The organism is Methylobacterium sp. Leaf469 (genome assembly GCF_001424745.1).
Lineage (GTDB): Bacteria > Pseudomonadota > Alphaproteobacteria > Rhizobiales > Beijerinckiaceae > Methylobacterium.
Window position 1 is genome coordinate 1 of the sequence record NZ_LMRE01000025.1, and the last position, 12,648, is coordinate 12,648.

A 12,648-nucleotide genomic window follows, 5' to 3' on the forward strand; every position below is an offset into this window, starting at 1 on the left:
TTGCCGTGCCTTGGCGAACAGGCTCGTCTCGAAATCGTCTCGAGGAACCTCGTCGAACCACGGCATCGCCGTCGGCGACGAGTCCAGGATCGCCGTCGCCGCGCGGCCGATCGGTCCACCGCCCTTCAGCAGCCACCGTCCCCACTTGCCCAAGCGTTCCAGGTTGGGGCTCGCCGACGCCGTGGGTGGCGGTTTGCTCCAAGTCGGTTCGGCTGTTCCTGCCATCGTCGGGATCGGTCCGTCATCGCTCGCCCGGCAGGAGCCTGCCGCCGGCGCTGGTCCTCAGGTCACGCGGCGGAGCGAGCCGGGCAGCGGATCGTCGTCTTCAGGGGCCAAGCGAGCCCGCTGGTCCTTGACGTAGACTGCCTCGCCCACCGTGTTGCGCCGGTTCATCCAGAACCGGTCGAGGTGCCGGATCACCGGCGAGCCCTCCGCCCGAACCTGCGGCGCATGGCCGATCGGCTCGGTGATGTCCCGATGCGTACCCGACTTCACGCCGCCGCCCGTGCCGGCTTCGTCGCCGTGCACGTGCGTCGTCCTCGAGCGCAGCACCATCGCCGTCTGCGCCGTGAACCGCACCGAAGACGCGTAGCCGTCGAAATGGTCGCCGTAGTCCACGATCGGGTAGGGAACCGGCACCAGGGCCGAGCCCCGCGGCGTCAGGCACACGTCCGGCGACAGGCAGACGACGCGCGCCTCGTGCGTGTCGCGCATGCCCTCCAGCGGGCGGTTCGTGGTCCAGGGATCGGGACGCGGCGGCTCCCCGGCATAGTCGTCGCCGGACGAATCATCGGGATCGGGCCCGTTCATGCCGCGACCTCCTCGTCCGGTTGTTTCCTGCGCAGCCGGGCGCGCTCGGCCAGCACGATCTCCGCGCGCTCCGCATCGGGGAGCGGAAAGCGGCAGCGCCAGGTCAGGAGAACCGCGTCGCGGCCCGCGCGCAGGTCGAACTGCACGCCATCCAGGACCAGCGGATGCTTCGTCGTGGCCCTNGGAAAGCGGCAGCGCCAGGTCAGGAGAACCGCGTCGCGGCCCGCGCGCAGGTCGAACTGCACGCCATCCAGGACCAGCGGATGCTTCGTCGTGGCCCTSTCATCCCGCGCGGTGACACCCAGCATGATACCCGGCAGGCYGCCGGTCAGGTGAGGCGCGTCGGGATGCAGGTTGTCGAGGGTGAAAGCCTCGGTTCCGGCGAGCCACGGCGTCAGGAACTCTCAGTCCCCGCCCGCGCGCTTGCCCAGGGTGAAGCTCAACTGGCGCCCCCAGTCGTGGATGTGCTCGGCATCGGCCGAGCCGAATGCGATGATGCGGACCTGATCCGGTTCGCCGTCGCAGTAGGCCGACGGATGGTCGCCGACGACGGATCAGCCGTCGATCACCTCGGTCCGGCCGACCCGTTCCTCGGACCCCTCGCCCACGATGGTCTGCGCCGTCTTGGCGATCTGCGTCTTGGCGCTCTCCCCCACCGACAGAGACCACGCGTGGCCCACCTGCGCCGAACAGATCAAGTTTATTTTATATCAAATCTATATTTCTACAAGATTTATAGCATATTTCTAAATAATCTTCAATCATGTTGCCTATTTTCTTGTTATGATAATCTGTGCTTCCAAAAAAAGAAGCATTGCTTTCTCGAAAAGGGTCCATAATTTTCTTTATGTCGCCATCAAATGTATCATTTATAATATTCTTTTCCGACGCAAACCCCCAATAGTAGTCGCTATCGGATACAATCATAAATGATTGAAGTTCATCTGTTATAAAATACGACGGAGTAAAATACTTGTTCCTGACATTTTTCAAATCTTCATGGCTAGATGAAATTCTATAAGCTTCATCCATATACCCAGCAATGCCTCCGCATACTAAGTTTCTAATATTATGTTTCTGGAGTGATTTGGAAATAACCATATCATGGTCTTTAAAATCTCCACCGTGAATTACTGATCCCCATTTTTTCCCATCCAAAAACCCATACTTGAAAAAAGACCCATAATCCGGCACTGTCTGCAGGGCTGGATCTACAGCTTGAATTAATTGGCTGCGCTCATGATCAGACATGAGATCAAACGCCATTACTTCGGATCCTCATTTATATCTTATAACAGAAGGCATCCCGGTAGTTGGATTTATTTCGAGAGATGGGACGCTCTTAGGTCTTACAACGACCTGTGTTCCACCTTCTATTTCACCAACCCGAATTCCGCCAGGTTTTGATATTATATTGTTCGGCTGCATGGAATCAAAATCTGCATCCGCTTCTGCCATTCCGCATTTTTTGTTATATTGCTCCGAACTATCCTTAAGCGTTCGGGCCTCCGGATCGCGGGTCGCATCGGAAAGAACATCGTCCGGAGTTTTTCTTTGCTTTTTATCATCTACTTTCTCGCATTTTCCAGTACATTCGTCTGGCTTAACTTCGTTGAGCAACGTGTTTGCAGTCTTCGACATCTCCTCGAGACGCTTGGCCCGCGGGTACAAACGATATCCGCGATACGCGCGATAACCCCACGCAGCGGCGGCGCCGAGACCTTCCAGCGCAGGGACGATGAGACCAGCCGCCATGATCCTATCGGCTCCCTTCCGCTCTGTGTGCCTCTCCGGTCATCGCCGTGATCAGCGCCTCTAGCTTAGAGCCGTTCCCACCTATGTAGCGACGGCCAAGTCATCTTCGTATCCGGCGGCGGTGAGGCAGTTGCGGCACTCGTCTGGTGTGAAGCGGGCGAAGGCATCGCGGATGGCGGCCCAGAGGTCTGGCACGGTTCGGGCGCCCACGGTTCGCAGCAGGTGCTTGAGCTTGGCGAAGATTTGCTCGATGGGGTTGAGGTCTGGGCTGTAGGGCGGAAGGTACAGAACCCGTGCCCCCACCGCCTCGATGGCCTCGCGCACGCCGGCGACCTTGTGGGCCTGCAAGTTGTCGAGGATGACTGTGTCGCCGGGTTGCAGCATCGGGACGAGGCTGTCGGCGACGTAGTTGCGGAAGCGGGCTCCGTTGGTGGCGCCATCGACGATGCTGAGGGCGCACAGGCCGGTGCTGCGCAGAGCGGCGGTGACGGTGGTGGTCTTGTCGTGGCCCTGCGGCACGAGGAGCCGGCAACGCTCACCGCGCGGCGCCCTTCCGTAGCGGCGGGCCATGTTGGTGGCGGCCGCAGTCTCATCGAGGAAGACGAGCGTGTCGGTGGCGAGATCGGGCATGGCGTCGAACCAAGCTTGGCGGGCCGCCCTCACGTCCGCCCGCTCCTGCTCAGCCGCGTAGAGAGCCCCTTTTTACGGGTGATGCCGTGGCGGCCGAAGAACCGCGACAGGCCGCTCGTGCTGGTCTGCACGCCCTGGGCCGGTGGTGTTGTTCTGGAAGCGCGAGACCTGGGTGTTCATCACGCCGCCGAGGCCACCCATCATCCCGCCGACCTGGCCGGCGAGCTGCGTGCCGGCGCCGGCCATGCCGGCGCCGCCCGCCTGGATCATGCTCTTGGCGCTCGCCGCCCTGACGCCGGTGCGTTGCGCGCCTTGACGCCATACGGCCCGTCCGCTCGGAAGGATCAGCGACTGGAAGGATCTCTCCAGTCGTACGGCTCTCCGAGCCGGGCGACGAGGATGCGGTCGAACCCGACGAGGCCGGAGGCGAACCGGAGCTCGATGACTCGTCCACCTGCCATGAAGAACGACACGCGGCGATCACCGGACGCCACTTCCGCCACCGACCCTCCTGCGATCGACTGCGAGAGCTTGGCGCTCGCGCTGCCGATGGTTTCCTTCGCAGCATTCAGGCCGAGCGGCATGGGAACCGTGGCGTCGCCTTCGATCGCGATCAGGTGGAGCAGGTCGCGCGGATCGGACGCCGAGGGGCGCGCCGGGATGGCGCCGACCCGGAACACGAGGCCCGCGGCGCGCGGCAGGACGACACCGGCGGCGGACACGGCCGTCGCCGGTAGTGTCTGTCCCGTGGCCGCGAGCAACCGCTCGAGCCAGTCGCCGACGGCGTAGCAGTTGATCCGCTGGACCGCCTCGTCCATCAGCGCGGGCGTCGCCGTCATCTCAGTCGGACCACTTCGGCATCTTGATGCGCTCCCAGGAGGTGCCGTCGAAGCGTGCGATGTCCTTGGACCCGACGACCCACAGGGCGCCCTCGATGGCATCGACCGTGTGGACGTCGTTCAGCTCGCGCCGCAATCCGCTCGCCACCTGTCGCAATTGACCATCATAGACGAAGACGCCGCGCGGGTTGGCGTAGCTCGACAGGTAGATCTTGCCGTTGAACCGCGTGATGGTCGAAAACATCGGCCGCTCTTCGCAGGGCACTAACGTAAATCCTTGCCGGGCGTTGCCGCGCAGCAGCGTTCCGTCTCGTCCGCAGATCCAGATGGTGTCCTCGTCCTCAACAAGGATATCGAGCAGGAAGGAGGAGGTCGGCACCTCCAGCTTTTCCATCTTCTGGCCATTGCAGAAACAGATCACGCCTTTCTGGCCGCATACGTAAAGACCGTCGATGGACGGCCCGTTGATTGCATTTAGAAGGAGATTTTTATTTAGAAGGCTTAAGCGACGATCCAGCTCAGCTCTTTCGCTGGGATGATTGTCCCAATAGGCATCTTGCTCTCGGCCTGTATTTCCGGGAGCTCGAATAGAAAAAACCCAGTTAGAATCGACGAAATCATCGAAAAGCGAAAGATCTAAGGCTGTCCTGCTACCATCATCATGCTGTCGATAGGTCTGGCCTCCACCACCGCAGGCGAAAAGATATTTGCCAACTTGGCGAAGGTCGGAGAGGTATCCGAGCTTCTTCGTCGAGCTGAAGGCTTCATTGATGATCGGCCCGCTGCGAAAGGACGGTTCTGGTGAGAACATCTCCCCCCTACGGGACATGTAAACTGCGATCCGGCCTCCCTTCGGTCGATGGTAGAGGGCGATCCGCTGTGTCGCGACGGGGAACTCGCGAGATTGCCACTTGCCGTGAAAAAACTGGTATGCCTTCGTCATTGGCTCCGCCGCGTCGGCGTCGTCATCGACCCCCGCTGCGTAGAGGACTTCGTTGGTGATCGCTCGTGCACGAGTGAGGACAAGCTTCGTCATCAGGGGCTCACACTATTCGTTTCGGGCATCGGTGCCGTAGCCGTCGGTTCAATTCGGCATCTTGATGCGCTCTCACGACGTCCCGTCGAAACGCGCGATATCGCGTGAGCCGATAGCCCATAACGCGTCGTCGCCAGCATCCACGGTGTGCACATCCTCGAGTTCGGGCTGCAGCCCGCTGTAAACTCGGCGTACAGATGTACCGTCATACACAAACACGCCGCGCGGATTGGCGTAGCTTGAGAGATAGATCTTACCGCTAAACTTAACCATTTTTGAAAACCTGGCATCTGTTTCGCACGGAACAGCATGAAATCCTATAGCGGCACTGCCGCGCAACAACGTTCCATCGCGACCACAAACCAGAACATCATCCTCGTTCTCAATCAGCACGTCAGTGAGATAAGCATCTTTTGATGCTTCAATAATTCAAAAATTAGAGCCGTTCCATAAGTATATAATGCCTTTGCTACTCGATACATACAAAATGTTTAGATTTGAAACGTTTATCGAATGTAAGTCTTTATTAGATATATAGAGCTGAATTCTGCGTTCCTGTTCCGCCTTCAAATCAGGGTGCGCCGCCCAATAAGCTGCCTTCGCCGCAGGCTACGAGGTGCTGTCCGATCTGGCGGAGGTCCGATAGCCGGCCCAGACGCTTGCCCTTGTATTTCCTCTCATCGACGATCAAGCCACCCTTATAGCTGGGCTCTGGGGAGAACAGGACGCCCTCATGCGACACGTAGACGGCGATCCGGCCGCCCTCGGGGCGTCGATAAGCAATGATTCTATGCGTCGATATTTTTACATCAACGTGCTCCCATGAGCCTTAGTAGTACTGATAAATCCTTGTGAAAGACTCCTGCTCCTCGGCCTTTTCTGGCATTCCAGCCGCGTAGAGCACATCCTTGCTGTATGCTCGCGCCCGCGTTATCTCGAACATATCATCTCCTGCGGGTGGGTCGTTGGCTTTGAAAGAGCCGGAATTGGGTCTGTCAACGGAGGATAGCGAGAGTCGAAGTAAGTACGCGCGAGCGTATCAGTATTAACGTTGCAATATTGAGCTTCAACACCATCCTCAAGTGGGTCACTTTGGAAGAGGGATCTGCTCCCAGGTTGCGCCGTCGAACCGGGCGATGGCGTTCGAGCCGACCGCCCAGAGCGCGTCGGTCACGCCGTCCACCGTGTGGACGTCATCCAACTCCTGCCGCAGCCCGCTCGACACCTGCCGGATCCGCTGCCCGTCGTAGACGAACGCACCGCGCGGCTGGGCATAGCTCGAGAGGAATATCGCCCCTTTAAAGCTCGTGATGGTCGAGAACTGCGGGCTGCCGTCGCACGGGATCGCGGTGAAGCCGCGCTTGGCGCTGCCGCGCAGCAGCGTCCCGTCCCGGCCGCAGATCCATACAGTCTCGGCGTCCTCGACCAAGATGTCGCCTAGGAATGAGGACGTGGGGACTGTAATCTTCCCGGAGCTATGCCCGTTCCAGAAGTAGACCGCCCCGTCCTTACCGCAGAAGTAGAGTTCGTCGACACTAAGACCGTGGATTGCATGAAGCATGAGGTTTGCCATATAGCTCTTCACGCGACGATCAAGTTCTGCCTTCTCGGTAGGATGATTATCAAAGTACACTTCTTCTTCAGCAAATGTTTTAACGTTTGGTGCTCGGATGGCGAAAGCCCACGTGCTGTCGACGCGGTCATCGAAGACACCGAGATCGAGGGGAACCCAGCCGCCATCGTCACGTTGCCGGTACGTCTGGCCGCCATCCCCGCAGGCGACCAAGTACTTTCCGACCTGCCGCAGATCGGCCAGCCGCCCGAGCTTCTTGCTCGTCGCGAGCGCGCTGTTGACGATCCGGCTGCCGCGAAAACTGGGTTCGGGCGAGAACAACTGGCCTTCAGGCGACATGTAGACAGCGATGCGACCGCCTTCCGGTCTATGGTAGAGGCAGATGCGTTGGGTCGCGACGTCGACGTCGGCACGGTCCCATTTGCCCTGATAGAACTGGCAGACGCGCGTGAACGGGACGTTCGCATCCGCCTTCCTAGGTAGGGCGGCTACGTAGAGCACGTCCGCGGTGATCGCTCTTGCGCGCGTGAGTTCGAACTTAGGCATTCAAAATGTCCTAATGCACGGTCGGAGACTGGCCCGACAGAATCGGCACGGTGCTGGAAGAGGGAGGATAACGCGAGTCCGGATAGGTCCGCCCCAGAAGATTGGGATTGGTGTCTGCCGTCTCCTGCGCAACACCAGCGCGGATTTGTGCTTCACACTCCTTCCGAGCGGAAATTGTTTGATCACGGCTAATCCGTGTAATTTCGCGCATCGGTGCGGTGCCGGTAGGACTGAGTGATGAGTACGGATGATTTCCGAGGTCTGCGATCTGCTTGTCGGCTCCATACGCTTCCCAATGCGCGGTAAAATCGTCTTTCGCATTGCCCTGCAAGCATATCGACATGCCCTGCTGGAAATTAGCCAGCCCCTTGATGCGCTTGAAGCCGATCTCACCCTCGATGCGGCTGCCGTAACGCTTCGTATAATCCGGGATGATGTGATGTGCTTGGCCGTTTACGCAGGCTTTGCCGCAGACATATCTCAACTGCCGATACGGAGCCACGACGCAAGGGCACTTGTCCGGCTTGCGTGAGGTGCGTGAGCCGGTGAAGATGTAGACGACCACGCCGGCGATCAGGACGGCGGTGCCGGCGGCCAGACCGACGACCGCACCGGGCGGCCCTGCAACGGCGCCTCCGATCCCCGCCCCGATCGCGGGACTCCCCGCACCGAGGGGTGTGGTCTGAGCGGAGAACGACGACGCAGGCCGGGGGCCATTCGATAGCGATCTGACGCCGTGCTCGGGTGCCATCGTCGGAGATATCGCACGCGGATCCGATATCTCCGCGTGGTCCATATCCTTGGTATAGATCAGCTTTCCATAAGTGTTCCTGTGGTTCATCCACCATTCGTCGTGGTGGCGGACCATGTTGCGGCCTTCGACGAAGACCGACGCGGACCAGGTCTTCGGCGTGCATTCGGCACCGGTCGTGCCGGATCGGATGCCGCCCCCGGTGCCCGGCTCGTCTCCATAGCACTTGAGGACCAGCGACTCTTTGGCGTGCGTACGGTCGTCGGTCTGATGGATGCTGTTGGCGAGGTTGGCGGCGTCGGCCTGGCGGCACCAGATGGTGTAGGGCACCGGTACCATCGTCCCGCCCTGCGGCGTCAGGCAGATGTCGGGCAACTGAGACACGATGATGCCGTCGTGGACGTCGCGCGAGCCTTCGCGCGGCCAGGTCACGCGACCACCTCGGGCTCGACGAGGCCGAACGCGCCGGAGGTCGGCAGGTTCGCGGCCTCGCCGCACGGCACCTGAGCGAGGACGGCGCCGTCATAGGCCGGACAGGCCGCGACCAAGCTGCGCCAGGTCAGGTCCACCCACCAGGGGCCGTCCGCCCGGCGGAGGTCGAGATGCACGCCGTCGAGCGCCAACCGCGCCGAGACCTGACGGCCGTCGAACCAGTAATGATGGGCCACCAGCGCCACGCCGGGCAGCGTGAACGCGACCCGGCCCCCGCCGGGCACGAGTCCGTCGAGGCGCACGGTCTCGTTGCCTGCCAGATGCGGCAGCGCGAGTGCCGCAGGGGCCGTCTGGTAGAAGCGATAATCGAAATCGCCCGGCAGACGCCGCTCGGGCGCGTTCTGCCAAGCCTCGTCGTAGGTGCCGGCCCGCCGCTGCCGCGAGGACCAGAACGGAGGAACCGGCCCGAAGCCCTGTGGGGGCGGCGTCGTGAACGGCGACTCCACGGATGCGTCCGCGCTGTCGATCTGCGGGGCTCGCCACGGTTTGCCGATCCGCGTGAACTCGATGTGCAGCAGCCCTAGACCGATAGGATTGCGGGCATCGACGGCGCCTTCGGCGTCGCCGATGACGCGGCCGCCGGATGCGAGCCGGTAGTCGAGCGGCACGGTCGTCGTCGGCTCGGCCGCGCCGAGCTTCCAGGTCGGTTTGAGGAACTTGAGCGCCGGCTCCCAGGCGCGGGGACCGTGAACCCTGAGCCGGACCTCGTAGTCCGCGACGGCGAGAGCCACCTCCCAGCTTCGCGCCGGCGTCCCCTTCGGAGCGTATGCCGTCCCGAGCAGCGTCACATCCGCCTCCGGCTTGTAGGGGATGAGGTCGGCGACGCGCACGAGGGGCGTGCGCTGCGGATCACCCTCGTAGACGTCGCTCAGAACCAGCGCCTGATCGTCGGCAAGGCGCATCGCACCGTCGACAGACAACTCGTAGCGGCCGCGTGCGCAGATCACGGCCATGGGCAAGCCGTCGCGATGAAGCTGCCCGAACCCCATTGCCGCGAAAGAAGTCTCATTGCGGATGAGCATCGCCCCCTCCCCTATCGCTTAGGGTTCAGGTCGATGACCTTGCCGAAGACGGTCACAGACTCCGAAAAGCCGAGAAGCATCTTCGTGCCGGTAATGGTGACGTTGCCATCTTTATCCATGGTCAGGGTCGATTTCCCGACCACGACTTGGAACACCTCGCCCACGTTGGTTTGCATCTCCTTGCCGACATTGGTGACGTACTGTTCGCCGACCGTGTGCATGTGCGCCTTGCCGACGTTCTCGTTCTTGGTCGAGCCGATGTTGATCGCTTGGCTGGTGCCGACCTGCATCACGTGCGCCATGCCGATGCTGTCGTTGCGCATCAGGCCCACCGTCGCGTTGAGGATGCCGCCCATCGAGAACAGCCCACCCGCCGCCTGCCCGAAGGCGCCGCCGGCCGCGGCCAACGCCGAGCCCGCATCGGGACGCGGGCTCGGCCCGTTGCCGACGTTCTTCTGCGCCTGCTGACCTGCCGGGTTCAGCAATCCGATGAGTGAGCTTGCGAGCTGCGGCATCATCGTGCCGGTGATGCCGCCCATCCCGCCGCTCAAGGTGCCGACCGCGCCGAGCGCCTGCCAAGGATCGGACTTGTCTTGACCGCGGAACTGATCGGGATTGTCAGCGACGTCCTTCGCCCGCTTTCGTGCTGCCCTCTTGCGGTCTTCCTCTTCCTTTTTTGCTGTTACCGACATAGTTAGCTTGTCATTTAACTTACATTAACAAACATCTTTCGTTTCTTTATAATAATCGAAAGTTTTTTTAGTTTGTTCTGTAATAACTAGACGTATCTCATCCATATCTGACAAGTTTACTGAAAACAGATCAATGTAATTTCTTGTCTTTTCATAATACTTATAAAACTTTACCAATCCGATTTTCTCCATTTCTATAAGACAATCTATTACAGATTTGGAGTTGTACCCAGTATTGCTTTGAAAATAAGTAAAAATTTGACCTAAGCTCTTATCGTCAATGATAAAATCAGCCAGCCTGTGGCCCAAATTTTTATCGATCATAGAAGCTTTCCTTACATGATGTTTAGGGCCGGATTGCCTCTCAAGGGAACACTCTTACCATTTGAGGGAGATTTTAAATACGGCCCACTATGAAGCGGATCAGAATCTCCTCTGGTAGAGCCGTCAGGATAACCATCGTTAAGTCTGATTTGTTGATTGCCATTCGGTGACGTGTATTTCGAACCAGTTCCCTCGTTAATAGGTTCCTTAGTCCATCCCGACTCATTTCTCAGATCCTTATCCAGCTGCTGCTCGACATCGGCCTTGTCTTGACCACGGAACTGCTCGGGGTTGTCAACGATGTCCTTGGCTCGTTTCTGGGCTGCCTTTTTACGCTCTTCTTCATTCTTCTTACAATCTCCAACACAGTCGTCCTCCGCCTTGTCCTTGCTCTTGTCCTGCGTTCTGTCCTTCGGCTCGGCTTTGTCGTTGGCGCCGTTCATCTTACTCGCAAGGTAGCCCCCTGCCGCACGGCCGCCCCATTGGCCAAGCCGCGACCCCGCCCAGCGCCCCGCCACCGTCCCCACAGGACCGAACACCGAGCCTACTGCACCGCCAACGAAGCCGCCCGCGATCCCGCCTGCAACCCCACCCACCGTCTCCGCAGTCGTGCCGATGCCCCCGCTCATCGCAGCGGCCTCACGCTCAACCCCTCAAGCGGCGGCACCGTCCGCCCCTCGCGCAACGCCCGCGCCGTGTGCCCGATCAGCTTCGCCACCTGACGGTCCGGCGCCTCATCGCCGCGTGCGAGGTAGGCCCGCGCCTCGGGCACGTTCTCGATCTTGCCGTCCGTCATCATCAGCAGGTAGGCCCACCGCTTGATGCCGGCTTCAGTCGCGATGCCGAGCTCCTGCCCGCTCGCCCGCGCACGCCGCACGAAGGCCAGCATCACCTCCTGCGGTACGCCCGCCGTCTCGTCCTGCGCCACCACGCGCAGGTAGGCGGCCACGCCAAGATCGCGCTGGCGTTTGTTCAGCACGTCGATCTGGTCGTCCGTGAAGGCCAATTCGGCGGAAGGCGCATCCGGCAAGCCCTCCGGCCGCAGCACCCGCCGCGCGCCCCCGGCCTCCGCGCTCTCGAACACCAGCGTCGGACGAGGACGATCCCGCCGCCATCAGTTCGACCTCACGAACGCCACGCCCTGCGCCGCCATGCGCTTGAGGCAGGTGCCCGGCGGGGGCGGCGTCTCGCCCTTGACCAGATCGGGAACGTACAGCACCGGCCCGCCCGCCAGTGTCAGCTGCGTGCCCGCCCCCTTCCTTGGAGCCGTACGTGCGCCCGTCGTCGAGGGGATGCGGCGGCGGCGCGGCGGGCCGGCGGACGATCCCCGCGCGGTCCTCCTGCACGTCGACATCGACCTCGTTCATGAAGGCCAAGTGTTCGAGGCCCTTCATGCGGTCCTTGCGGGCCTCCTCCTCGTCGGGCGGCCCGAGGTCGATCGCGTCCTGCACGACGGACAGGACGTGGACGAGGGCATGCGTCTCCCCGGACACGATCGCGACCTGCGCGTGCCTGCTTTCCGGAAGGTAGGCCTGGGGATCCGGTATCGGCGGCATCAGCGAGGCGCCGAGATACTCGATCATGCTCCGCATCAGGCCATAAGTGATGACGTCGACGGAGGAACTCGTCGGCCGCTCCCTCCAGGCCTCCAGGCATAGGACCGGCGCAGCGCGTGGCCGCGCGGGGGCAGCCGCCCAGACCGAGCAGCGGTCCCGCAAGTCGGAGACGACCCGCTTCGTCTCGGAAAGCATGGGATCCGTCCTGGCCTCGGCGCGCTCCAGGGCGAGGCGGCAGCCGGTCTCTAGGACGCGGATCGTCCGGATCGACGGGTCCTTGAGCACGTGACCGATCGAGGTCTCGACGCGGCCCGGGAACTTGTGCGGGCACCGGTCGCCGGACAGCGGACCGAGGTATGCCGGGATGTCCTCAAGGACGTCCGCGCCGGCCATCTCGGCTCCCGAAAGGAGTTCGATGGTCGTGTAACACTCACCCTCCTTCGGCCAGCGGGCCTGGGTGTAGGCTGACAGGTGCTTGCGAACGGCCATAACGTAGCCGTCGCGGGCCTGGCCCGCGTAGGGCCTGTCGTCGCCTGAACAGATTGGCTGGGCTTGCGTTTTCGTCTCTCTGATGGAGGAGGGACGATGCTGAGCAACGCGCAATGGGCTGATCTGGAGCCTC

At 61.3% G+C, this 12,648-nt stretch carries 14 protein-coding genes and 3 pseudogenes; all 17 read right to left on the bottom strand.

Annotated elements, in window-relative coordinates; all coding sequences use genetic code 11:
• Positions 1–225 (bottom strand): annotated as a pseudogene (locus tag ASG60_RS22790) (hypothetical protein); the annotation flags it as partial.
• Positions 226–282: 57 nt separating this feature from the next.
• A complete protein-coding gene (locus tag ASG60_RS13765; RefSeq protein ID WP_056386148.1) occupies positions 283–810 on the bottom strand; it encodes a DUF4150 domain-containing protein in 528 nt (175 codons plus the stop codon).
• Positions 807–992: pseudogene (locus ASG60_RS23270) on the bottom strand (hypothetical protein); the annotation flags it as partial. The pseudogene ASG60_RS23270 and the gene ASG60_RS13765, both read right to left, overlap by 4 nt.
• A gap of 372 nt (positions 993–1,364) precedes the next feature.
• Positions 1,365–1,508 carry a hypothetical protein gene (locus ASG60_RS22800; RefSeq protein WP_156398902.1) on the bottom strand — a complete coding sequence of 48 codons (144 nt, stop codon included), beginning with the start codon at positions 1,506–1,508 and terminating at the stop codon, positions 1,365–1,367.
• Positions 1,509–1,515: 7 nt separating this feature from the next.
• The gene (locus tag ASG60_RS22805) at positions 1,516–2,076 is read right to left on the bottom strand and encodes a hypothetical protein (RefSeq protein ID WP_156398903.1); all 561 of its coding nucleotides are present in this window, start codon (positions 2,074–2,076) and stop codon (positions 1,516–1,518) included.
• A 12-nt stretch (positions 2,077–2,088) separates the two neighbouring features.
• On the bottom strand, positions 2,089–2,565 hold the full coding sequence (locus ASG60_RS22810) for a hypothetical protein (RefSeq protein ID WP_156398904.1): 477 nt from the start codon (positions 2,563–2,565) through the stop codon (positions 2,089–2,091).
• An 81-nt stretch (positions 2,566–2,646) separates the two neighbouring features.
• Positions 2,647–3,332, bottom strand: a pseudogene (locus ASG60_RS13775) (IS630 family transposase); the annotation flags it as partial.
• The gene (locus ASG60_RS22815; protein ID WP_056386152.1) at positions 3,268–3,465 is read right to left on the bottom strand and encodes a hypothetical protein; all 198 of its coding nucleotides are present in this window, start codon (positions 3,463–3,465) and stop codon (positions 3,268–3,270) included. The gene ASG60_RS22815 and the pseudogene ASG60_RS13775, both read right to left, overlap by 65 nt.
• A 74-nt stretch (positions 3,466–3,539) precedes the next feature.
• The gene (locus ASG60_RS13785; RefSeq protein ID WP_056386154.1) at positions 3,540–4,034 is read right to left on the bottom strand and encodes a hypothetical protein; all 495 of its coding nucleotides are present in this window, start codon (positions 4,032–4,034) and stop codon (positions 3,540–3,542) included.
• A gap of 1 nt (position 4,035) precedes the next feature.
• A complete protein-coding gene (locus ASG60_RS22820; protein ID WP_156398905.1) occupies positions 4,036–5,070 on the bottom strand; it encodes a hypothetical protein in 1,035 nt (344 codons plus the stop codon).
• A 72-nt stretch (positions 5,071–5,142) separates the two neighbouring features.
• Positions 5,143–5,463 carry a hypothetical protein gene (locus ASG60_RS22825; RefSeq protein WP_156398906.1) on the bottom strand — a complete coding sequence of 107 codons (321 nt, stop codon included), beginning with the start codon at positions 5,461–5,463 and terminating at the stop codon, positions 5,143–5,145.
• A gap of 694 nt (positions 5,464–6,157) precedes the next feature.
• Positions 6,158–7,189: a hypothetical protein gene (locus ASG60_RS13795; protein ID WP_056386157.1), complete on the bottom strand. Its 1,032-nt coding sequence runs from the start codon at positions 7,187–7,189 to the stop codon at positions 6,158–6,160.
• A gap of 10 nt (positions 7,190–7,199) precedes the next feature.
• Positions 7,200–8,372, bottom strand: coding sequence for a DUF4150 domain-containing protein (locus tag ASG60_RS13800; RefSeq protein WP_056386159.1), 1,173 nt, complete (start codon positions 8,370–8,372; stop codon positions 7,200–7,202).
• Positions 8,369–9,385, bottom strand: a complete 1,017-nt coding sequence (locus ASG60_RS13805; RefSeq protein WP_210168498.1) for a DUF2169 domain-containing protein — start codon at positions 9,383–9,385, stop codon at positions 8,369–8,371. The genes ASG60_RS13800 and ASG60_RS13805 overlap by 4 nt, the downstream gene beginning before the upstream one ends.
• Before the next feature lie 80 nt (positions 9,386–9,465).
• Positions 9,466–10,146, bottom strand: a complete 681-nt coding sequence (locus tag ASG60_RS13810; protein WP_156398907.1) for a hypothetical protein — start codon at positions 10,144–10,146, stop codon at positions 9,466–9,468.
• Positions 10,147–10,481: 335 nt separating this feature from the next.
• Positions 10,482–11,099: a hypothetical protein gene (locus tag ASG60_RS22830; protein WP_156398908.1), complete on the bottom strand. Its 618-nt coding sequence runs from the start codon at positions 11,097–11,099 to the stop codon at positions 10,482–10,484.
• Positions 11,096–11,554 carry a hypothetical protein gene (locus ASG60_RS13815; protein ID WP_056386166.1) on the bottom strand — a complete coding sequence of 153 codons (459 nt, stop codon included), beginning with the start codon at positions 11,552–11,554 and terminating at the stop codon, positions 11,096–11,098. The genes ASG60_RS22830 and ASG60_RS13815 overlap by 4 nt, the downstream gene beginning before the upstream one ends.
• Positions 11,555–12,648 lie beyond the last annotated feature (1,094 nt).